Origin of the sequence: Humibacter albus DSM 18994 (assembly GCF_000421825.1) — a bacterium.
Taxonomy (GTDB): domain Bacteria; phylum Actinomycetota; class Actinomycetes; order Actinomycetales; family Microbacteriaceae; genus Humibacter; species Humibacter albus.
The window spans coordinates 116179-137078 of sequence record NZ_ATXT01000018.1 but is presented as its reverse complement, the minus strand read 5'-3'; the positions used below and the strand labels follow the sequence as shown (position 1 = coordinate 137078).

Annotated in this window: 21 protein-coding genes; 13 read left to right on the top strand and 8 right to left on the bottom strand. The window is 69.1% G+C overall.

The window, feature by feature from the left end:
* Positions 1-78: 78 nt before the first annotated feature.
* Together infB and rbfA are read left to right on the top strand one after the other, a co-directional pair.
* Positions 79-2757: a translation initiation factor IF-2 gene (infB, locus tag H623_RS0115200; protein ID WP_022901781.1), complete on the top strand. Its 2679-nt coding sequence runs from the start codon at positions 79-81 to the stop codon at positions 2755-2757.
* A 180-nt stretch (positions 2758-2937) separates the two neighbouring features.
* Complete coding sequence (gene rbfA / locus H623_RS0115195) at positions 2938-3381, top strand: 30S ribosome-binding factor RbfA (RefSeq protein WP_022901780.1); 444 nt, start codon at positions 2938-2940, stop codon at positions 3379-3381.
* Positions 3382-3470: 89 nt separating this feature from the next.
* Here rbfA and H623_RS0115190 read toward each other — a convergent pair whose 3' ends face one another.
* Both H623_RS0115190 and H623_RS20360 read right to left on the bottom strand, forming a co-directional pair.
* Complete coding sequence (locus H623_RS0115190) at positions 3471-4415, bottom strand: J domain-containing protein (protein ID WP_022901779.1); 945 nt, start codon at positions 4413-4415, stop codon at positions 3471-3473.
* A 24-nt stretch (positions 4416-4439) separates the two neighbouring features.
* Positions 4440-5468 carry a helix-turn-helix domain-containing protein gene (locus tag H623_RS20360; RefSeq protein ID WP_022901778.1) on the bottom strand — a complete coding sequence of 343 codons (1029 nt, stop codon included), beginning with the start codon at positions 5466-5468 and terminating at the stop codon, positions 4440-4442.
* 86 nt (positions 5469-5554) lie between these two features.
* Here H623_RS20360 and H623_RS0115180 point away from each other — a divergent pair, with 86 nt between their 5' ends.
* A complete protein-coding gene (locus H623_RS0115180) occupies positions 5555-6553 on the top strand; it encodes a DMT family transporter (protein WP_022901777.1) in 999 nt (332 codons plus the stop codon).
* A 51-nt stretch (positions 6554-6604) separates the two neighbouring features.
* Entirely contained in the window at positions 6605-7486 is an 882-nt protein-coding gene (locus H623_RS0115175) for a 2-dehydropantoate 2-reductase (RefSeq protein WP_022901776.1), read from the top strand.
* Positions 7487-7526: 40 nt separating this feature from the next.
* Here the strand turns inward: H623_RS0115175 and H623_RS0115170 are convergent, their stop codons facing one another.
* Both H623_RS0115170 and H623_RS0115165 read right to left on the bottom strand, forming a co-directional pair.
* Complete coding sequence (locus H623_RS0115170; RefSeq protein ID WP_022901775.1) at positions 7527-7736, bottom strand: helix-turn-helix domain-containing protein; 210 nt, start codon at positions 7734-7736, stop codon at positions 7527-7529.
* Positions 7736-8218: a DUF2975 domain-containing protein gene (locus H623_RS0115165; RefSeq protein ID WP_022901774.1), complete on the bottom strand. Its 483-nt coding sequence runs from the start codon at positions 8216-8218 to the stop codon at positions 7736-7738. The genes H623_RS0115170 and H623_RS0115165 overlap by 1 nt, the downstream gene beginning before the upstream one ends.
* A gap of 63 nt (positions 8219-8281) precedes the next feature.
* Between H623_RS0115165 and H623_RS20355 the strand changes: the two genes are divergently transcribed.
* Positions 8282-9208 (top strand): ferritin-like domain-containing protein, encoded by a 927-nt coding sequence (locus H623_RS20355; protein WP_022901773.1) that lies wholly within the window; start codon positions 8282-8284, stop codon positions 9206-9208.
* Positions 9209-9267: 59 nt separating this feature from the next.
* Positions 9268-10566 carry an MFS transporter gene (locus H623_RS0115155; RefSeq protein WP_022901772.1) on the top strand — a complete coding sequence of 433 codons (1299 nt, stop codon included), beginning with the start codon at positions 9268-9270 and terminating at the stop codon, positions 10564-10566.
* A gap of 93 nt (positions 10567-10659) precedes the next feature.
* On the opposite strand, the gene H623_RS20350 is transcribed toward H623_RS0115155, so the two are convergent.
* The gene (locus H623_RS20350) at positions 10660-11580 is read right to left on the bottom strand and encodes an HhH-GPD family protein (protein ID WP_051143286.1); all 921 of its coding nucleotides are present in this window, start codon (positions 11578-11580) and stop codon (positions 10660-10662) included.
* A gap of 87 nt (positions 11581-11667) precedes the next feature.
* Between H623_RS20350 and H623_RS0115145 the strand changes: the two genes are divergently transcribed.
* Positions 11668-12354, top strand: coding sequence for a nucleoside/nucleotide kinase family protein (locus tag H623_RS0115145; protein WP_022901770.1), 687 nt, complete (start codon positions 11668-11670; stop codon positions 12352-12354).
* Positions 12355-12367: 13 nt separating this feature from the next.
* Here the strand turns inward: H623_RS0115145 and H623_RS0115140 are convergent, their stop codons facing one another.
* Together H623_RS0115140 and H623_RS20345 are read right to left on the bottom strand one after the other, a co-directional pair.
* Complete coding sequence (locus tag H623_RS0115140) at positions 12368-13363, bottom strand: ketopantoate reductase family protein (RefSeq protein WP_022901769.1); 996 nt, start codon at positions 13361-13363, stop codon at positions 12368-12370.
* Positions 13364-13523: 160 nt separating this feature from the next.
* Positions 13524-15017: an MFS transporter gene (locus H623_RS20345; protein ID WP_022901768.1), complete on the bottom strand. Its 1494-nt coding sequence runs from the start codon at positions 15015-15017 to the stop codon at positions 13524-13526.
* A 201-nt stretch (positions 15018-15218) separates the two neighbouring features.
* On the opposite strand from H623_RS20345, the gene H623_RS0115130 reads away from it, so the two are divergent.
* The 5 genes from H623_RS0115130 to H623_RS0115110 all read left to right on the top strand — a co-directional run bounded on the left by H623_RS0115130 (position 15219) and on the right by H623_RS0115110 (position 18838).
* Entirely contained in the window at positions 15219-15914 is a 696-nt protein-coding gene (locus H623_RS0115130) for a TetR/AcrR family transcriptional regulator (RefSeq protein WP_084486080.1), read from the top strand.
* A complete protein-coding gene (gene truB, locus H623_RS20340; protein ID WP_022901766.1) occupies positions 15911-16873 on the top strand; it encodes a tRNA pseudouridine(55) synthase TruB in 963 nt (320 codons plus the stop codon). Before H623_RS0115130 ends, truB begins: the two co-directional genes overlap by 4 nt.
* The gene (locus H623_RS0115120; RefSeq protein WP_022901765.1) at positions 16873-17244 is read left to right on the top strand and encodes a hypothetical protein; all 372 of its coding nucleotides are present in this window, start codon (positions 16873-16875) and stop codon (positions 17242-17244) included. The genes truB and H623_RS0115120 overlap by 1 nt, the downstream gene beginning before the upstream one ends.
* Positions 17245-17462: 218 nt before the next feature.
* Entirely contained in the window at positions 17463-17897 is a 435-nt protein-coding gene (locus tag H623_RS0115115; protein ID WP_026940414.1) for a hypothetical protein, read from the top strand.
* An 8-nt stretch (positions 17898-17905) separates the two neighbouring features.
* Positions 17906-18838 carry a bifunctional riboflavin kinase/FAD synthetase gene (locus tag H623_RS0115110; RefSeq protein WP_022901763.1) on the top strand — a complete coding sequence of 311 codons (933 nt, stop codon included), beginning with the start codon at positions 17906-17908 and terminating at the stop codon, positions 18836-18838.
* A 23-nt stretch (positions 18839-18861) separates the two neighbouring features.
* Here the strand turns inward: H623_RS0115110 and H623_RS20335 are convergent, their stop codons facing one another.
* Positions 18862-19485: a maleylpyruvate isomerase family mycothiol-dependent enzyme gene (locus tag H623_RS20335; RefSeq protein ID WP_022901762.1), complete on the bottom strand. Its 624-nt coding sequence runs from the start codon at positions 19483-19485 to the stop codon at positions 18862-18864.
* A 148-nt stretch (positions 19486-19633) separates the two neighbouring features.
* Between H623_RS20335 and H623_RS0115100 the strand changes: the two genes are divergently transcribed.
* Complete coding sequence (locus tag H623_RS0115100; protein ID WP_022901761.1) at positions 19634-20875, top strand: MFS transporter; 1242 nt, start codon at positions 19634-19636, stop codon at positions 20873-20875.
* Positions 20876-20900 lie beyond the last annotated feature (25 nt).

Below are 20900 nucleotides of genomic sequence, written 5' to 3'. Positions count from 1 at the left end.
ACTGATGAGCGGCTCGAAATGAGACCCGTCCACCACTAAGGCTTGCCCCTGCTCGGGCAAGTCCCGAACAGGAGAATTGTGGCAAAACCACGCGTACATGAGATCGCGAGCGAATTCGGCGTCGACAGCAAACTCGCCCTCGCGAAGCTCAAAGAACTCGGCGAGTTCGTCAAGGGACCGTCGTCGAGCATCGAGCCCCCGGTCGCTCGCAAACTGAGGGCCGCGCTGCAGGCCGATGGCGCCAAGCCGGCGGCATCGGAGCCGGCGAAGCCGGTGGCGACTCCGGCGTCGCGCGCGGCCGGTACCCCGGCGACCGTGCCCGCCGGTGCTGCGTCACCGAAGCCCGCCGCACCGAAGCCGGCTCCGGCACCTGCCCCGAAAGCGGAGACGAAGCCGGAACCGAAGGCCGAGGCGAAGCCCGCTGCCAAGCCGGCCGACACCCCGCGTTCGCAGGGTCCTCGTCCGGGCGGACCTCGTCCGGGCAACAATCCGTTCTCGAGCTCGCAGGGCATGGGCCATCGGCCGGCCGGGACGCCGCGCCCGGGCAACAACCCGTTCTCGAGTTCGCAGGGCATGGGACAGCGACCCAACCCCGGAAACATCCCTCGTCCGCAGGCTCCGCGTCCCGGTTCTCCTCGTCCGGGCGCCCCGCGTCCGGCCGGTGCCGGCGGTCGCGGCCGTCCTGGCGGCGGTGGCGGCGGTCGTCCTGGCGGCTTCCAACGCCCCGGCGGCGGTGGCGGCGCAGGCGGATTCAGCCGTCCCGGCGGCTTCGGCGGGCCGCGTCCGGCCGGTGGCGGCGGTCGCGGTCGTGGTCCGGGCGGTGGCACCGCCGGTGCGTTCGGCCGCGGCGGCGGCAAGAGCAAGTCGCGCAAGTCGAAGCGGACGAAGCGTCAAGAGTTCGAGATGCGGGAAGCCCCGTCGCTCGGCGGCGTGAGCGTTCCCCGCGGCGACGGCAACACGATCGTCCGTTTGCGCCGAGGCGCGTCCATCAGCGACTTCGCCGACAAGATCGATGCGAGCCCCGGCAACCTGGTCACCGTGCTCTTCCACCTGGGTGAGATGGCGACGGCCACGGAGTCGCTCGACGAAGCGACCTTCGAGGTGCTCGGCGCCGAGCTGGGCTACAAGATCCAGATCGTCTCGCCCGAGGACGAGGACAAGGAGCTCCTCGAGGGCTTCGACATCGATCTCGAGGCCGAGCTCGAAGAGGAATCCGACGAAGACCTCGTGGTGCGTCCGCCGGTGGTCACCGTCATGGGTCACGTCGATCACGGTAAGACGCGACTGCTCGACGCCATCCGCAACACCAACGTGGTGGCGGGCGAGGCCGGCGGCATCACGCAGCACATCGGTGCCTACCAGATCACAGCGACGCACGAGGACAAGGATCGCAAGATCACGTTCATCGACACCCCGGGTCACGAGGCGTTCACCGCCATGCGTGCTCGCGGTGCCCAGGTGACCGACATCGCGATCCTCGTGGTGGCGGCCGACGACGGCATCATGCCGCAGACGATCGAGGCTCTGAACCACGCACAGGCGGCCGACGTGCCGATCGTCGTGGCAGTGAACAAGATCGACAAGCCCGACGCCAACCCGGCGAAGGTGCGTCAGCAGCTGACCGAGTTCGGCCTGATCGCCGAAGAGTACGGCGGCGACACGATGTTCGTGGATGTCTCCGCTCGCGAGAACATCGGCATCAAGGAGCTGCTCGACGCGGTTCTGCTCACCGCCGACGCGGGCCTCGACCTGCGGGCGAACCCGAACAAGGATGCCCGGGGCGTGGCCATCGAGGCCAAGCTCGACAAGGGCCGTGGTGCGGTCGCGACCGTGCTCATCCAGTCCGGGACGCTGCGGGTCGGCGACTCCATCGTCGCGGGCACCGCGTACGGCCGGGTGCGCGCCATGCAGGACGAGAACGGCGATGCTGTCGACGAGGCCTTCCCGTCGCGTCCGGTGCAGGTGCAGGGTCTGTCCAGCGTTCCGCGCGCCGGTGACACGTTCCTGGTCACAGAGGAAGACCGCACTGCCCGCCAGATCGCCGAGAAGCGCGAGGCGGCCGAGCGCAACGCCCAGCTGGCGAAGGCGCGCAAGCGCATCAGCCTCGAGGACTTCACGCGTGCTCTGGAAGAGGGCAAGGTCGAGTCGCTGAACCTGATCATCAAGGGTGACGTCTCCGGTGCCGTCGAGGCACTGGAGGAGTCGCTGATGAAGATCGAGGTGGACGACAGTGTCCAGCTGCGCATCCTGCACCGCGGTGTGGGTGCGGTCACCGAGAGCGACATCGACCTGGCGACGATCGACAACGCGATCGTCATCGGGTTCAACGTGCGGCCCGACGTCAAGGCGCGCGAGCGCGCCGCTCGCGAGGGCATCGACGTGCGGTTCTACTCGGTCATCTACAACGCCATCGACGACATCGAGAATTCGCTCAAGGGCATGCTCAAGCCCGAGTTCGAAGAGGTGCAGTCGGGTGTGGCCGAGATCCGCGAGGTGTTCCGTTCCTCCAAGTTCGGCAACATCGCCGGTGTCTACGTGCGCAGCGGAACCATCACCCGCAACGCGAAGGCGCGGGTCATCCGCGACGGCGTCGTGGTGGGGGACAACCTTGCGATCGAGTCGCTGCGTCGCTTCAAGGACGACGTCACCGAGGTGCGGACGGACTTCGAAGCCGGTATCGGCCTCGGCAAGTTCAACGACATCCAGGTCGGCGACGAGATCGAGACCATCGAGATGCGAGAGAAGCCGCGCGCCTAGCGCGGAGGAATACACAGGGACGGGGTCCCCGCTCGGTTTTCCCTTCGGGGAAAGGAGCGGGGGCCCCTACCCCGATTCCCCCGAAGGGAAAACCGAACGCGAACCCCTGGTGCCACGTCATGGAACGGGTCAACGGGGGAAGCGATCGTCGTGAGGTCAGAAGAAGGTTAGGGGAGAGGGATGGCTGACGAGGCACGCGCGCGCAAGCTCGCCGATCGCATCAAAGTGGTCGTCGCCAGAAGGCTGGACAAGGGTCTGCGCGACCCGCGGATGGGCTTCGTGACGATCACCGACGTGCGGGTCACCGGCGACCTCCAGCACGCCAGCATCTTCTACACGGTCTACGGCAATGAGAAGGAACGCGCCGACTCCGCCGCCGCGCTGAAGTCGGCGACCGGGATGCTCCGCACCGAGGTCGGGCGCAACATCAGCACGAGGCTCACGCCGTCGCTCGAGTTCATCGCCGACGCGATTCCCGAGAATGCCGAACACATCGAAGGTCTGCTGCGCACTGCACAAGAGCAGGACGCGCGCGTGGCCACACTGGCGGCATCCGCGCAGTACGCCGGCGACGAAGACCCCTACGTCACGCCGCGCGACGACGCCGAGGACGAGGACGAGTGACCGATTCGTCACGGGACTCCGCGAGCCGGCGGAGCCGAACGGCGACGCTGAGCCGTGGTTCGAGGAACGCTCTTCGCGACGGGCGGCGCTCAGACGAACCGCACCGTCTCCTGCAGCCGTGTGCGCAACTCGAAGAGCGCGTTCCCATCGGGTCGTGGTGTGTCGGCGACGCCCGTGCGCAGCAGGTGCGGAAGCACCGATGAGCGGGCGGCGACGAGTGAGATCCCGCGGGCGCGACCGACGACCGTGATCCCCTGATCGAGGTCGTCGTCCGGCAGCACCACGACAGCGACCGTGAACTTCACTCGCGCGAGCTTGCCGAGCACGCGCGCCCGGCCCGCGATCTCGTGCAGCGGCTGCCGCTCGAACCCGGATGCCTCGCCCTTCGGCACGAGATCGCCCCGTCGTGTCGTGACCGCGGTAGCCCAGTCCTCGGACTGCACCGCGAAGAGACCCGTCGGCCCGAGCACGACGTGATCGATCTTCTCGACGCGGCCGGCCGACGCGGCGGAGCGCGATGTGGCATCCACGTCGTGCCATACCGTGTACCCCAGCCCGAGAGACACGAGCTGCCTGGCGGTAGTCTCCTCGGCGATGGCATCCGCCAGCACATGCCGGATCTCGTGAGGTGCGGTGCGCACCAACTCCGGCGCATACGGGTCGGCGATCGGCTCGCCGCGGCCGACCCATTCGCGGATGAGGTGCAGGTATCGCTCCCGCTCGAACCCACCGGGATGCCCGTACGCGCGCGTCTGAGGGCGTGCTTGCGTCTTGGGGCTGTGCGGAGACCGCGGCGCCCAGGTGTGCGGGGTCTCGTGCACGCCTCGGCCGCGATCGTATGCCGCACGTGCCTCCGGAGTACCGACGGCGGCCCAGGCGCCTTGCACTGCGACGAACAGGGCCTCGGAACCGCCGGTGTCGGGATGCGCCGCGCGCAGCTTGCGCCGGTACGCCTTGCGGAGCTCCTCCTGCGTCACCGTCGCGGACACGCCGAGCACCTCGTACGGCGAAGCGGAGAGCGGGCTATCGGGCACGAGAATCCACCCTAAACGGTTCGGTCAGGCTCGCGCTGCGACCGGCTCGGGGAACATGCGACCCGACGGGCCCTCCCCGAAGTCGGGAGTCTCGTCGAGGCACGTGAACGAGCGGCGGTAGGTGGTGGGGGCAATGCCCACCTCGCGCACGAAGTGGTGCCGCAACAGGGTCGAGCTGCCGAAACCGCAGGATGCCGCGATCTCGTCGATGGAGGCATCCGTCGATTCCAGCAGAAGGCGCGCGTGCAGCACGCGCTGCCCGGTGAGCCACTGCATCGGCGTGACCCCGGTCTCGGCGACGAAGCGCCGGGCGAACGTGCGAGTGGACATGTGGGCCATGGCCGCGAGCGAGGCGACCGTGTGCGGTTCGCTCAGGTTGTCGTTCATCTGGCCGAGCACGTCGACCAGTGCGTCGCAATCGGTCTCAGGCACGGGCCGGTCGATGTACTGGCGCTGACCGCCGTCCCGCTGCGGGGACACGACCATGTTGCGCGCGATCACGTTGGCCGCCGCGCTGCCCAGCTCACGGCGCACGAGGTGCAGGCTGGCGTCGATCCCGGCCGCAGTGCCCGCGCTCGTGATCAGGTCGCCGTCGTCGACGAAGAGCACGTCGGGATCGACACGAGCGGTGGGATGCCTGCGCTGCAGCGCGTCCGCGTGTCGCCAGTGCGTCGTGCACGGCCGTCCGTCCAGCAGGCCCGCGGCACCGAGGACGAACGCGCCGGAGCAGGCGCTGAGCATGGTCGCTCCGCGCGCCGAGGCTCGCCGCAGCGCGTCGAGAAGCTCCGGCGGATACGAGTCGTCATCGCGGATGCGGGCCGCCGGCACCGCGATGACGTCGGCGTCGTCCATGGCCTCGAGCCCGAGCGGGGGAGTGATCGGGACTCCGATCTCGGTCGTGACGGGGCGATTCGCCTCCACGCCGCAGACTCGGAAGTCGAGTCGCGGGATGTCGGAGTACACGCTACGGTCCAGCCCGAACACCTCGCCGATCAGTCCGAACTCGAAGACAGCGAGATCGTCGATCACGGGAACTGCCACGCTGCGCAACATGTCGCCGAGTCTAGTGGCCGAATCTTTGCGACGGTAGTCTGCCTGCCATCTGGTGGCAGGATATGCATGACCGTAGCTTCTCAGTCATGACTCAGCGCACAGCATCCTCGATGCTCTCGGGCTCGCACGCGACTCTCTTGGCCTTTCTCGCTCTGTCGGCCGTGTGGGGCGCCAGCTTCCTCTTCATCAAGGTCGGCCTCGAAGGCCTCTCGCCCGCGCAGGTCGTGGTCGGCCGCGTGCTCTTCGGAGCCCTGGCGCTGGCGGCGATCATGACGGTGACACGTCGCCGCTGGCCCCGGGAAGGGCGGGTGTGGGGGCACATGCTCGTCGTCGGGATCTTCTTCTGCGCGATTCCCTTCACGCTCTTCGCGTGGGCCGAGCAGTACGTGCCGAGCAGCCTGGCCAGCATCTACAACGCCACGACGCCGATCATGACGCTCGTGCTGACGCCGCTGGTGCTGCGCACGGAGCGGCTCGGCCGCACGCGCACCGCGGGACTCGTGGTGGGCATCCTCGGGGTGATAGTGCTGTCGGGTCCCTGGGAACTGATCGGGTCGAGTGATCTGGCGTCGACCATTCCCGCCCAGCTCGCGTGCCTCGGCGCGACGGCCAGCTACGGGTTCGCCGGCCTCTACATGCGCCGGTTCGTGAGCGGTCTTCCGTACGACGCCGTGACTCTGTCGTCGGTGCAGCTCACTATGGCGAGCGTCGTCGTGCTGGTGCTCTCACCCCTGGATGCCCGCGGGCCGATCTCGCTGAACGCTCCGGTCGTGCTCAGCATCGTCGCGCTCGGTGTCGCAGGCACCGGCGTCGCGTACGTCTGGTACACCCGCGTCATGCGCGACTGGGGCGCAGCGCGGGCCTCGACGGTGACGTATCTCGCTCCCGTCGTCGGGGTGGCGCTCGGCGTGCTGGTGCTGGGCGAGAGCGTGCACTGGTACGAGCCGGTCGGCGGCGCGATAGTGATCGCGGGCATCCTGGTGAGCCAGGGAATGCTGCGGGTACGGCGCGACTCGCGTGCGCAGTCCGATGAAGCGAGTGCAGATGAAACGAGTGCGATCGCTCTCCGCAGGTCGGCGACGTAGGTCTCGACGCACTGCTTCGCGAAGGCGGCCGGTGCCGCGAGAAGATGGGGCATGGTCTCGATCGTCGTCATTGGTCCGGGTGCCGTCGGCGGCACCGTCGCCGCGCACCTCGCACGGGTTCAGCCCGAGGTGTCGGTCGCAGCGAGGACGCCGTTCGATGTGCTCGAGGTCGAGTCGGATGCCGGGGTTCTCCGCGAGTCGCCCACGGTGCTCACAGACCCGATCGGAGCGCGAGCGGTGGACTGGGTGCTGGTGGCGACGAAGGCGTACGACGCGGATGCCGTCGAGCCCTGGCTGAGCCGCCTCACCTCGGCCACCACGACCGTCGCGATCCTGCAGAACGGTGTCGAGCACGTGGACCGGTTCGCGCCGTTCGTGCCGCGCGAGCAGTTGCTCCCTGTCGTCGTGGACATTCCCGCCGACCGCTCGGCGCCCGGGCGCATCGTGCAGCACGGAGCCGCAGACCTCATCGTCGCCGACACCGAGCGCGGGCGGGCGTTCGTCGACCTGTTCGCCGGAACGGGCATCCATGCGCATACCGTGGAGAGTCTTCCGACCGCGATGTGGCGCAAGCTCATGGTCAACGCGCCGGGAGCGATCAACGCCGTCACGCTTCAGCCTCGGCTCGATCTGAGCCGTCCCGATGTCGAACGTCTGGTGCGCAGCACCATGCAGGAAGTCGTCGAGGTCGGCCGCGCGGAAGGCGCTCAGCTGTCGAAGGACGACGCGGAAGCGATCGTTGCCGCGCTGGCGAGGTCCTCCGGCGGCCACCTGAACTCGTTGCACGCCGATCGTCTCGCCGGCCGGCCGATGGAGATCGACGCACGCAACGGGGCCGTCGTGCGTTTCGGCCGCAAGCACGGCATCGCGACGCCGGTCAACGAGGCCCTCGTCGGGCTTCTCGCGGCGGTGGATGCCCGTCCCGCGACCTGACCGTTCCGTCCCGCGACCTGGCCCTTCGGCCCGGGCGGCGTCACTCGTCGGGCACCCAGCGGAGCACGTCCCCTGGCTGGCAGTCGAGAACGCGGCAGATGGCATCCAGTGTCGTGAAGCGCACCGCCTTGGCGCGGCCGTTCTTCAGCACGGAGACGTTCGCCGGCGTGACGCCGACGGCCTCGGCGAAGTCGCCCACCGACATCTTGCGGCGGGCGAGCATGACGTCGATGTCGACGATGATCGCCATCAGATGACCTCGGCGAGCTCGCTGCGCAGGTTCGTCGCGCTGCGCAGCAATCCGCGCATGACGACGACGAGGAGCACGAACGTCGTTCCGCAGATCACCGTCGCGCCGACGACGAGCCCGATGCCCGGCACGCCGAGTCGCGGTTGCATCACGAGCACGGCATGGGCGCCGAACACGAGCACGAACACGAGCGCCGTGAGCGCCGCACCGATGATGGCGTCCACCCACCGGAACGCGCTCTCGGTGAAGATCGCGTCGCGGCTGACCATGGCCAGCAACATCCAGGTTCCCAGGAGAGCGACCTCGAAGCACGCGCCGACCACGATGCCGGCGATCGCGTAGGGGACCGTCGCCGAGGGAATGCCCGACAACGACCCGAGCTCGCCCGCCAGCTCGGGGATCACGAAGACCTGAGCGGCGAGCGTGCCCAGCGTGATCACGATGACGAAGACGCGCACAAGAACGATGATGACTTGACTCACAGCATCGATTATGGATGGATATCTATCGAATATCAATCGGTATCGATCGAGAAGAGGTATCTGATGAGTAAGACTTCAAGCACGCTTCCGGGCGCGACACCGAAGACGGCTCCCGGTGAGACGGCTCCCGGTGAGACGGGTTTCGGTGCCACGGGCTTCGGTGTCTGGGTGGAGTACTTCGAGGCGAACCCGAGCAGGCAGCAGCGACTCGAACAGGGCTGGGATGCCTCCGCGCCCGTCATGCTGACGGACGGCCAGCGTCGGGCGCTGGTGCGTTCGTTCCAACGGTTCGAGCTCGGCGAAGGTGGCGACGGCGTCCGTCTGCTGGCCAAGGCGAGGGCTGCGGGCGACCCGGTCTACACGAGGGCGCTGGAACTGCTCGTCGCCGAGGAGCAGAAGCACTCGGCGCTGTTCGGTGTCGGACTGCGGCGCATGGGTGCAGCCTCGCTGAGCGCGCACTGGTCGGATGCCGCTTTCACGCGTCTGCGCCGATCGCTCGGCCTTCGCACCGAAATAGCCCTGTTCCTGATCGCCGAGGCCGTCGCCGTCGAATACTTCGAGGCGCTGGCTGAGCGTGCACCCGACCCGATCCTGCGCCGGATCGGGGAGCGGATCCGCACGGATGAGCGCGAGCACCTGCGCTTCCAGGTCGACAGGTTGCGGGTGGGATTCGCCGGCAGCTCGTCACTGACCAGAGCGCTTGTGGGCATCTCCTGGTGGACCGTAGCCGTGGGCGCCGCGACAGTGCTCTGCCTCGACCACGCGGCCGCGCTGAAAGCGTGCGGGCGGCATCCGCTCGCGTACTGGGGTCGAGCGCTGCGGCGGTTCCGCGACTTCGCGGTGACGGCGCTTCGGCTGCCGGAGGGGCGGATCGGCTTGGGGTCGGAGAACGAAGTGCCGACATCATCCGGTGTCGCGCTGCTCGGCCCCGGCGTGAGCATCGCCGAAGTCGTTGCCGAGCCTGCTCCGGTGGTCGGCGCTTCCGTGTAGACGGGCGCGGTGCAGACGAGCGCAGTGCAGACGCGCGCGGCGAGATAGCGTTGAGCGCTATGGCTGCTGAGACCGGTGACACCGTGACGGGACATCCAGAACCCGTCGAGGGTGCCGGGGGCGACCTCGGATTCCGTGCTTACGGCCGGCTTCTTTCCGTTCCGTCGCGCACGCTCATGGTGATCGCCGGACTGCTCGCGCGCACGCCGATCGCGGTGCTCGGGTTCGGGTTCCTCTACTTCGCCCACGCGAGCACCGGGTCGTACACGCTCGGCGGACTCACCTCGGGCCTCGCCATCGCGTCGATGGGCCTCGTCGGTCCGTGGGCCGGTCGCATCGCCGACCGCAGGGGACAGCGGCACCTGCTGCTGGCATCCGCCGTCGCCCATCCGCTCGCGATCGCGGGCGCCGTCGCGTGCGGGTGGGGCGGTTCGACAGCGGGGCTGGTCATCATGTCGATCTTCTGCGGCATCACCGTCGCGCCCGTCGGAGCCTTCATGCGTGCGCGCTGGTCGACGCTGGTGGAGGACACCTTCCTGCTGCGCACCGCGTTCGCCATCGAAGCGGTCGCCGACGAGATCGTGTGGGTGTTCGGTCCCGCGGTCGCCGCCTTCCTCGCCGCGGGCGTCGCCCCGGCGGGCGGACTCGTGCTCTCCGGGATCATCGGTCCGCTCGGCGCGCTCTTCCTGCGCGTGATGCCCGACGCGAAACCGGTGCCGAGAACCGAGCAGGCTCACGGTCCCGCGCGGCTTCTGCGCTCGGTTCCCTTCCTCATCCTGCTCGTCGCGAGCTTCGCCACCGGGATCGGCTTCGGCATCAACGACCTCTCGATCGTGTCGCTGGCCACCGCCAGCGGTGTGCCGGAGCTGGCCGGCACCGTGCTCACGGCATACTCGATCGGCAGCGCATCGGGAGGGTTCCTCTTCGGAGCACTCTCGACGCGGCTCCGTTCGCGTCAGATGCTCGTGGGAACCGCGCTGGCGCTGTTCATCGCGTGGGCGGCACTCGCACTGGCGCCGGACATCTGGTGGTTCTACGTGCTCGGGTTCTTCGCCGGGGCGACGATCGCCCCGCTGATGATCGCCGTCAACCACATCGCGCACGAGATCGTGCCGCCGGCGATCATCACCGAGGCGCTCGCATGGCTGAACACGCTCGTGGTGCTCGGGATGTCGCTGGGCTCGTTCACGGGCGGCCTCATCAACGATGCGGCCGGCCCGCGCACCGCGTTCGTGGTGGTGGCCTGCACCGCCGTGGTGCCGATCGTGCTCGTGCTGGCCGGGCTCCGAGCGTTCAAGGACAGCGCGGCTCAGCGCTCCGGTCGCTCGACACCGAACAGTTCGAAGGCCGTGTTGTAGTAGTCGCGCGTGTTGTAGTAGTTGCGAGAGGCGCGGAGCGATTAAGGCCTGTTCACATGCGTGCTGCACAATCCGCAAAATCTGCGGACGACGTCACTGCGGCAGCGTGTATCCGTTCCCGTCTGCGCTCCCGTCTGCGCCCTCGGTCTTGACGGCGAGTCCGTCCGCGAGCAGGCCGGCCAGTGCGCGGTCGCGCTGCACGGCATCCGGCCAGACCGGTTCGAGCTCGTAGGCCGTGAGTGGACGGTGTGCCGAGCGCAGCTCGCGCATCAGCATGCCGCGCACCTGCCTGTCGCTGCCCTCGTACTTCTTCTGCACGGGCCGGCGCTCGCCGAGATACGGCGGGTGTCCCGCGGCGCGCCAGGCACAGGCATCCGCCACCGGGCAGACGTCGCAGCGCGGCGACCGGGCGGTGCAGACGACGGCGCCGAGCTCCATCGCGGCGGCGTTGAAGACCCGTGCTTCCGGCACGTCGGCCGGTAGCACGGCCGCCATGGCGGCCAGATCGCGCCGGATGCTCGGCGGCGCCGGCTCCCCCTGTCCGTCGATGCAGCGTGCGAGCACGCGCCGCACGTTCGTATCCACCACGGGATGCCGATCGCCATACGCGAACGCGGCCACCGCACGCGCCGTGTATGCGCCGATGCCCGGCAGCGCGAGCAGGTCGTCGACATCCCGCGGCACCTGGCCGCCGTGCCACCGGGTGATCGCCACCGCACACTCGTGCAGGCGCAGCGCTCGCCGAGGATAGCCCAGGCCCGCCCACGCGCGGATCGCCTCCGACTGGGGCGATGCCGCCAGATCGGCCGGGGCCGGCCACCTCTCCAGCCACTCCGCCAGTCGCGGGATCACCCGCACCACCGGCGTCTGCTGCAGCATGACCTCGCTGACCAGGATGCCCCACGCACCGAACCCCGCCCGTCGCCACGGCAGGTCTCGGGCTTCGGCGCGATACCACTCGTTCAGTGCGCGTGCGAAGGCGGCGACCGTCGCGGGGCCCGACGCTCCGGGCAGGACCTCGAGCGAAGCAGAGCGAGGGGATGGCACCCCGACAGCGTAACGACCGCTGAGGATGTTCGGTGGCCGCCCTAAGCTGGCGCCATGCAGTTGGCGACCACGCCTCGCATCGCGTTCCTGCGCGAACTGCGGGCCCAGATCATCCGTGACTATCCGCGCGGTCGGGTCGTCGTGGCCGTCGACGGCGCGGAAGGGGCTGGCACCGCCGAGTTCGCCGACGACCTCGCCGCCGTCTATCGCGAGGCGGGCACCGACACGGCTCGCGCCTCGATGCGCGACTTCCACCTTCCGAGGGCGACGCGGCACGCGCACGGTACCGATGACCCGCGCGACTACTACGAGCGTTCGTTCGACTACGAGACGCTGCGCCGCGCCCTGATCGACCCGTTCCGGCTCGGCGGGTCGACCGGATTCCAGACGACGGCGTTCGACGTGACCCGCGACGCTCCGGTCGTCACCGAGTGGAAGACGGGGCCGGCCGACATGGTGTTGCTCGTCGACGGGCCCTTTTTGCTTCGACCCGAGATCCGCGGCGCCTGGAACTTCTCCGTGCTCCTCGACGTGCCGTTGGCCGACGCCTACGCGCGGCTCGCCGCGACCCAGGGACGCGACCCCGATCCGGAGGCACGATCGAACGCGCGCTACGTCGGCGGATGGCGCCGGTACGGCGAGCGGAACGAGCCGCAGTACCTGGCATCGGCGGTCATCGACCTGAGCGACCCGGAGCATCCGCAGCGCGAGTACCCGGACACGGGGTGCGCCTGCTTCTGAACGGTGAAGCGCGTCAGCGCAGCGGAAGCGCGGCGGCCTCCTCGCGCGTGAGGTACGTGTCGTCGCGCTCGAGCCCGCGCATGGCATCCACTATCGCGGCGTTCACCGGGGCGGACCGCCCGATCGCGCCGGCCGCCCGGACGACAGCGCCGTTGAGGTAGTCGATCTCGGTCGTGCGTCCGCGTCGCCGGCTCTGCAGCGTCGATCCGAGGTTGGGAACTGCGCCCATTCGGCGGGCCATCAGGAGGGGCAGCGCACGAGCGGCAGGCAGCGGCAGCGTGGCGAAGACGCGAAGCATCCCCTGGCTCAGACCCTGCAGCGACGCGTAGCGCACGCCCGAGGCGAATCCGATGCGCACCGTCTCCCGCATCGACGCCGTGACGACTCGCGCGAGTCGTCGCTCGCGGATCGTCTCCTGCACGCTGAGCCCGGTGAGGGCCGGCATGGCATTCACCATGTTGATGACCAGCTTGGACCATTGCGCTCCGAGGAAGTTGCGCGTCGCGACAGCCGGCATGACGGCCGCGAGCGCAGCGGCCGCGCGCCGTGCGGCATCCGTCGGCTCTCCCGCGCCATCGCCCAGATAGGTGCTGCCGTCGGCCGTGACCGTCACGTGTCCCGGCTCGACGTACTGCGCCGCGTACAGCGCGAGCGCGCCGACCAGCTCGGATTCGTGCAGGATGCCCGCGGCCACCTCGAGCGACTCGAGACCGTTCTGCACGATCACGACCGTGATGCCGCGGAGCGCCTCGGCGTTCTCGCGCAGAGCGGATGCCGCGTCCTGGGCCTTCGTGCACACGAACGCGAGCTCCGGTGTCGCCTCGAGCCGCTCCGACGCCGCGACGTGCGCCAGATGCTCGCCCCAGGCGCCGTCGAAGCGCAGGCCGTGCTCTCGAATCGCCGCGAGCCCCTCGCCACGTGCGGTCACGCAGATCTCATGGCCTGCGCGGTCCAGGAGTGCGGCGATCGTGCCGCCGACGGCTCCGGCGCCGATGATCCCGATCCGCATCCCGCCAGCCTACGGCGCGCGACGTGTGCCCCTTGGCCGGCGGTCCTCATGCTCCCTGAGCGAGCGGCCGTCACACTCCCTAAGCGAGCGGAGCGAGTAAGGGCGGCACTGTCGGGTCGCATGCGAGTGGATCAGCCGCAGCCGCTCACCCCTCGGCCGCTCAGCTCAGCGCGCTGCCGGCGAGCGTCTCGCCCGCGTCCTCGAGCTCCGACTCGAGCTGATCGACAACCCGATCCGAATCGGCACCGCTCTGCCGTCGCGGCTCGCGCCCCGACGGCAGGAACAGCCCGATGACTGCCGCGCCCGCGAGCACTGCCGCGCCGACGACCACGGCCGGAATGGCGGCATCCACATAGCCGGTCGGGGTCAGCGTGCCCCCCGCTCCGATGAAGACGGCTGTGAGCACGGCGACGCCGAGCGCCACGCCGATCTCGCGCAGCGTCGCGTTCGTGCCCGATGCCTTCGCGTGATCCTTCTCGCGGAACCCGGCGAGCACCGCCGTCGAACTCGGGGCGAAGACGAGGCCCATGCCGACGCCGGCCAGCAGGAACGGCGGCACCAGGGCGGAGAACGCCACGTCGGGCGCGAGGATCGCCGCCAGCCAGAACATCGCGGTCGCCTGGAAAGCGAGGCCGACGACGATCGGCGCTCGGGTTCCCACCCACGGCACGATCACGGCTCCGGTGAGCGGCGCGATGACCATCGGCGCGAGGGTCCACGGCATCGTCATGAGACCGGCTTCGAGCGGACTGTGCCCCTGCACCACCTGAAGGAACTGGATCAGGATGAACACGGCGCCGAATATCCCGAAACTGAACGTCACGCCCACGAGGTTCGCCACCGTGAAGCTGCGGTTGCGGAACAACCCGAGCGGCAGCAGGGGTGCGCTCGACCTCGTCTCCCACCAGACGAACGCGACGAGCAGTGCGCCGCCACCGATCAGCGCCGTGAGCACCTCGCCGCTGTCCCAGCCCGCATCGTTGCCGCGCACGATACCGTACACCGCCGCGAACACGCCAACACCCACGAGAAGCACGCCGAGCAGGTCGGCCCGCAGCCGGGCGCCGAACGAGTTCGGCAGCGCGAAGATCGTCAGCGGGATCGCGATGACGCCGACCGGCACGTTGATCCAGAAGATCGCCTGCCAGTTCCAGCCCTGCACGATGGCACCGCCGATCAGAGGTCCGAGCGCGACGCCGAGCCCCGAGACGCCGCCCCAGATGCCGATGGCCGCGGGGCGCAGCCGCTCGCTCACCGACCCGGCGAGCAACGTGAGCGACAGGGGCATCACGGCGGCCGCCCCTGCACCCTGCACGGCACGGAAGGCGATGAGTTCGGCGGGGGAGGTGGCCAGAGCGGAAGCCGCGCTGGCGAGCGTGAAGATCGTGATGCCGATCGTGAACACGGTGCGCCGGCCGAGCCGGTCGCCGAGCGCCACCGCCAGCAGGATGAACGTCGCGAACGAGAGGCTGTAGGCGTTCACCACCCACTGCAGCTCTTCGATGGATGCCTTGAGGTCCAGTCCGATGCGCGGGAGCGCGTTGGTCACGACGAGATTGTCGAGCGTGGCCATGAACATGGGAAGGGATGCCGCCACGATGGCGAGCCAGGTCGGAACGCGCCTGCGTGGTGCTGTCTGCGTGGGTGCGGTCATGAGCGCCTCTTCTGTGCGGGGATGTGTGTCGTGTCTGAGCGGTGCGTGTTGTGAGTCGTGAGTGTTGCGGGTGGCGAGTGCGGTGAGCGGATGCCTGCTGGCGGTCCGCAAGGGGCACGCGTGGAGACTCGACGCGAGCGCATTGATGTAATCGAATGATTACAAGTGAGAGAGTAGTAATCGACTGATAACATGTCAAGCATGGCGAACGAAAGTTCTTCCGGAGGCGGCGCCGTGGCATCCGACTCCGCAGCGCCCAAGCCGCAGGAGCGGGTGGCCGCGTCGGTGCGCCGCGAGCAGATCCTCGCCGCGGCGAGCCGTGTCTTCGGCGAGCGCGGCTACTACGGGGCGACGACGGACCTGGTGGCGAAGGCCGCTGGCATCAGCCAGCCGTACGTCGTTCGTATGTTCGGCACGAAGGAGAACCTGTTCGTCGAGGTGCTCGACCGGGCGCTCGGCAAGCTCCTCGTCGCGTTCCACGCGGCCCTCGACGAGGCTGCGTCGAAGCAGGAGACCCATGACGAGATGAAGACCAGGCTCGGCGCGGCGTACGCGGACCTGATCGGCGATCGAGGCATCCTTCTCTCGCTCATGCAGGCCTTCATCACCGGCCACGAGCCGGTCATCGGCGAGCGGGCGCGCAGCGGATTCCTGGAGATCTACCAGCTGCTGCGCGACAAGGCCGACATGGACCCCGACGAGGTCGTGGAGTTCCTCGCCCACGGCATGCTCTTCAACACCCTGATCGCGATGCGTCTCGTCGACCAGCTCGACGCCGACGATCCGTGCGTCCCCGAATTGCTCGAGCACACCTTCCGCACCAAGCTGGACATCGTGGTGAACACTGTCACGAAGAACGACACGACGTCTGCAGCCGACGCGCGGAAGACGGCGTGAACGCGCCGAACGGCATCCTGGTCGTCGACAAGCCCGCAGACTGGACCAGCCACGATGTCGTCGCGCGCGTGCGACGCGTGGCGAACACGCGCAAGGTGGGGCACGCCGGCACGCTCGACCCGATGGCCACGGGCATCCTGGTGCTCGGTCTCGGGCCGTCGACCCGGCTGCTCACCTACCTCGTCGGTGCCGACAAGGAATACCTCGCGACGATCCGGCTGGGTGCCTCCACCACCACTGACGACGCCGAGGGCGAGAGCCTGGGCTGGGCGCCGGCCGAGCGTGTGCGAGCGATCACCCCGGCCAGGCAGGCGGATGCCATCGCTCACCTCACGGGCGAGATCGACCAAGTGCCCTCGAGCGTCTCCGCCATCAAGGTGGACGGCAAGCGCGCCTATGCGAGGGCACGCGCGGGGGAGCAGGTCGAGCTTAAGTCGCGTCGCGTGACGGTGTCGGAGTTCGAGGTGCTGGGCACACGCGGGGCGACCGGGCCGGACGGCGAAGCGGCCGTCGACGTCGACGTGCGCGTGGCCTGCTCCTCGGGCACCTACGTGCGCGCACTCGCGCGTGATGTGGGCGTCGCACTGCTCACCGGGGGCCACCTCACCGCGCTGCGTCGCACTCGCGTCGGTCCGTTCACGCTGACGGATGCCCATGCCCTCGACGATCTCGACGTCGCCTCTGCGCTCGTGCGGCCCGCCACCGCAGCCTCGGCGATCTTCCCCGTGCTGGCGCTGACGCAGGCGCAGGCGCAGGATCTCGGGCACGGCAAGAAGATCGAGGTCGATGCCCCCGACGCCGAAACCGCTGCGGCGGTGGCGCCCGACGGGCGGCTCGTGGGTCTCGCGGCGGTGCGGAACGGCGGAGCGCGCACGATCGTCAACTTCCCGGTGCCGACGGAGGCGAGTGGCCCATCCGCCGAGCCATCCGCTGGGCCGAACACCGAACAGGAGTCGTAGTGGTCGAATGGTTCACCGCCGTGCAGGTGGTCGTGGCGTTGCTGGCCGGGCTGCTCTGTCTTGTGGTCGGCTTCGTTGGCCGGCCGCCGAACGACCTCACGCTTGGCGCCATCGTGCTCATCGAGCTGCTGCTTCTCGCGCAGCTGGTGGTCACGATCGTCGCGCCGCTGGTCGGCAACGGACCCACCGGATCGCTCGGCGAGTTCTACATCTACCTCGTCTCCGCACTGCTCCTGCCGATCGCGGGAGCGTTCTGGGCCCTGATCGAACGCACTCGCTGGAGCACGGTGGTGCTCGGCGTCGTCGGCCTGGCCATCGCGGTGATGCTCTACCGCATGGGTCAGATCTGGTTCGTGCAGGGCACCCCCTGATCAACGCCCGAGACCGTGTTCACCGGCGTGCGTGCTGACCGGCGATAATGGGGAGCGACATGTCCGAGAAACCCACCGCACCCGCGGCATCCCGTAGCACCGGCGGGTCCGGTCCCGTAGCGGCCGGCTCTGCCACGACCGGCTCCGCCACGACCGGCTCCGCCACGACCGGCTCCGCCGCATCAGAGACGAGCACGCCGCTGAAGAGCGGCCGCCGAATGACGGGCATCGGCCGAGTGCTCGTCGTCGTGTACGGCATCCTCGCGCTCGCCGCCACCGGGCGCAGCGTGTACCAGATCATGGATCACTTCCAGGTGGCGCCCGTCGCGTTCACGCTGTCCGCGTTCTCCGCAGTGATCTACATCGTGGCCACGATCGCGCTGATCGCGCCCGGCCGCACGTGGTACCGCGTCGCATGGACGACGATCTCGATCGAACTGGCCGGTGTGCTGATCATCGGCACCCTCAGCACGTTCGCGCCCGCCGCGATCGGCATGGCGGCCATCGACCCCTTCGGCGATGACTCGACGGTGTGGTCTGCGTACGGCGCCGGCTACCTGTTCATCCCGCTGGTGCTGCCCGTGCTCGGGATGCTGTGGCTCGCGAAGCATCGCCCCGTCGCGTCGAGTTCGAGCACCGCCGCCGAGGCATGAGCGCGGGAATGCGGGTCTTCCGGTCTATCGAGTCGATCCCCGACGACTTCGGTCCGAGCGCGGTCACCGTCGGCAAGTTCGACGGCGTGCATCTCGGGCATCGTGCGGTGATCGGCCGGCTCCTGGCCGTCGCTCGCCGGGATCGGCTGGCTTCGGCGGTCGTCACGTTCGACCGGAACCCGATGAGGATCGTCGCTCCCGAGCGGTGCCCCGAAGACCTGGTGAGCCTCGAGCAGAAGCTGGAGCTCTTGGAAGAGACGGGCATCGACGCCGTGCTCGTGCTCACCTTCGACAAGGCCCTGTCTCAGGTGCCGGCGGCCGAGTTCGTCGAGCGGTTCCTGGTGTCCCGGCTGCACGCGAAGACGCTGCTCGTCGGCAGCGACTTCCGTTACGGGGCGAAGGGCGCAGGCGATGTCGCGCTGCTGGGCGAGCTGGGGCGACGAGACGGTTTCGACGTGCAGCTCATCGACGACGTGCACGTCGAGGGACACGACCGGGTGTCGTCGACCGAGATCCGGTCGCTGCTCGCGCAGGGTGACGTCGCCGAAGCCGGCGTGCTGCTCGGCCATGCACCCGTGGTTCGCGGCACCGTCGTGCACGGTGCTCAGCGCGGGCGCGAACTCGGTTTCCCCACTGCCAACCTGTCGCCGCAGTGCGAAGGACTGATCCCGGCCGACGGCGTGTATGCGGGCTGGCTGATCGACGCGGGCGTGCGACATCCGGCGGCCATCTCCGTCGGGAACAATCCGACGTTCCAGGGCGTGCCGCAGCGCCAGGTCGAGGCGTACGTGATCGGCGAGGACATCGACCTCTACGACCACGTGGTCGACGTGGAGTTCGCCGAGCGCATCCGCGGAATGGTCGCCTTCTCGGGCATCGAGCCGCTCATCGCGCAGATGGAGGAGGACGTCGAACGGGCATCCCGATTGCTCGCCGACTAGACGGGCCCTGAGCCCGACCCGCGTCAGTCCGCGTTCGCGCCAGTCTCGTCGACGGCGCGCAGCGGGTGCCGCCCATGCAGGAAGAGCACGATGCCCTGAGCGGTCGCGTCGATGATCGATCCGCGTCCGATGGCCCAGCCGGCATCGGACGCGAAGAGCGTGTGCTGCGCGACGACGGCGCGTCTCTCGGCGGACGCGAGCATGAGACCACCGAGCGCGACCCGTCGCGTGGCGTCGGCATCCACCTCGATGCGTGCCCCGAGCGGCTGGACGATGTCATAGGTGTGCACCACGGTCTCGATGAGGTCTCCCGTGCCCGTGCGACCGAGGCCGGCCAGCCGGAACGCCGCGATGCGACGAAGCCGACGCACCAACTCCTGGGGGCTGGATGCCTCCGCCTCCTGCCGGCTCACGGCGTCCGTGATCGCACCGGGGTTCGCCCGTGACAACGTGAGCAACGGCCATGCGGTGCGCAGCATGTCGCCGTACGAACCGCCCACGCGCCAGACGAGGTGGCCGACAACGTCTCGCACGCTCCAGCGATCGCACAGGCTCTGGGCGGCCCACTGGTCCGGATCGAGTCCGTCGAGCACGGAAGCGAGTTGCACGAGCGTGTCCGAGATCTGCACACCGTAGTCGCGCCGCACGGCACCCCCTCGATCACGGGCTTCGGACGCGGCCCGCGTCCCGCGCTCCATCTTGGCACGGGCGCGACACCATGGCGCCGGCCGATCCGCAGGTCAGTGCCGGTCAGCACCGGCTCACCGGCTCGCGGCACACGTGAAAGGATTTCGTGTGCCCTCGACTCCTCTCACGCCGCGGCCTCTCTGGGCCGGACGCGCTCTTGCGCTGATCGGCATCCTGCTCGTCGCTGCCAATCTCCGCACCGCGGTCACGGCGTTGTCGCCGATCTTCACCGAGATCCGCCACGATGTCGCGTTCGGCGCCACCGGCATCGGCCTGCTCGGCGCGTTGCCTCCGATCTGCTTCGCCGTCTTCGGTCTCGTCGCTCCGCTGTTCACCCGCCGCGCGAGCCTCGAGGTCATCATGATCGTCTCGCTCGTCGCGATCGTCGTCGGCGACGTGGTCCGTGGGCTCTCCGGTTCGTTCTGGATACTCGTGGCCGGCAGCGTGGTCACGTTCGCCGGCATGGCGGTCGGCAACGTGCTGCTTCCACCGCTCGTGAAGCGGTACTTCCGCGACCGGGTCGGTCTGCTCACCTCGCTCTACGCGACGGTGCTCGCCGTCAGCACGCTGGTGCCGCCCCTTGTCGCGGTGCCCGTCGCGGACTCGACCGGATGGCGCGTCTCGGTGGGAATGTGGGCGGTCCTCGGCGTGATCGCGCTATTGCCCTGGCTGGGAATCCTGGTGCGCTCGCCGCAATCCCGCCGCACCGATGTCGTCGTCGAGGAGCCGGGGGCGCCCGCACTCGGTCGCGTGTGGCATGCCCCGCTGGCGTGGGCCATGGCTGTGACGTTCGCCGTGTCGTCGCTGAACGCGTATGCGATGTTCGCGTGGCTGCCCGAGCTGCTGCACGACGCGGGCAGCGATCCCGTGCAGTCGGGCGCGTTGCTGTCGTTGTATTCCGCGATGGGAATACCCGCCGGCCTCCTCGTTCCCGTGCTCGCGTCGCGCATGCGTCACGTCGGCATGCTCGTGTACGTGGGCGTGGCGTTCTTCATCGTCGGATACCTGGGATTGCTGCTCTGGCCGGCGCAGGCATCCTGGCTCTGGGTCCTGCTGGCGGGTCTCGGCCCGCTGCTGTTCCCGCTGTGTCTGGTGCTGATCAACCTGCGCACGCGCACGCACGAGGGCGCCGTCGCGCTGAGCGGCTTCACTCAGGGTCTCGGCTATGTGCTCGGGGCGCTCGGCCCACTCGTCGTCGGTCTGCTGCACGAGCTGACGAACGGATGGCTGTGGCCGCTCCTGTTCCTTCTGCTCACCGCCGTGGCGGCTGCGTTCGCCGGCGTCGTGATCGCGCGGCCCGGCATGCTCGAGGACCACGTCGCGCACGCGCGCGCCGTAAACGTGCGATAAAGCGCCACCCGGTGGCGCGGCGTGA

Coding starts and splice junctions, on each gene's coding strand:
- H623_RS0115155 (WP_022901772.1), top strand. CDS start 9,268: ATGGCTGCTGAGACCGGTGACACCGTGACGGGACATCCAGAACCCGTC.
- H623_RS0115175 (WP_022901776.1), top strand. CDS start 6,605: ATGGTCTCGATCGTCGTCATTGGTCCGGGTGCCGTCGGCGGCACCGTC.
- H623_RS0115110 (WP_022901763.1), top strand. CDS start 17,906: ATGCGGGTCTTCCGGTCTATCGAGTCGATCCCCGACGACTTCGGTCCG.
- H623_RS0115130 (WP_084486080.1), top strand. CDS start 15,219: ATGGCGAACGAAAGTTCTTCCGGAGGCGGCGCCGTGGCATCCGACTCC.
- H623_RS0115180 (WP_022901777.1), top strand. CDS start 5,555: ATGACTCAGCGCACAGCATCCTCGATGCTCTCGGGCTCGCACGCGACT.
- H623_RS0115170 (WP_022901775.1), bottom strand. CDS start 7,736: ATGGCGATCATCGTCGACATCGACGTCATGCTCGCCCGCCGCAAGATG.
- rbfA (WP_022901780.1), top strand. CDS start 2,938: ATGGCTGACGAGGCACGCGCGCGCAAGCTCGCCGATCGCATCAAAGTG.
- H623_RS0115115 (WP_026940414.1), top strand. CDS start 17,463: ATGACGGGCATCGGCCGAGTGCTCGTCGTCGTGTACGGCATCCTCGCG.
- H623_RS0115140 (WP_022901769.1), bottom strand. CDS start 13,363: ATGCGGATCGGGATCATCGGCGCCGGAGCCGTCGGCGGCACGATCGCC.
- H623_RS20360 (WP_022901778.1), bottom strand. CDS start 5,468: ATGTTGCGCAGCGTGGCAGTTCCCGTGATCGACGATCTCGCTGTCTTC.
- H623_RS20355 (WP_022901773.1), top strand. CDS start 8,282: ATGAGTAAGACTTCAAGCACGCTTCCGGGCGCGACACCGAAGACGGCT.
- H623_RS20345 (WP_022901768.1), bottom strand. CDS start 15,017: ATGACCGCACCCACGCAGACAGCACCACGCAGGCGCGTTCCGACCTGG.
- H623_RS0115145 (WP_022901770.1), top strand. CDS start 11,668: ATGCAGTTGGCGACCACGCCTCGCATCGCGTTCCTGCGCGAACTGCGG.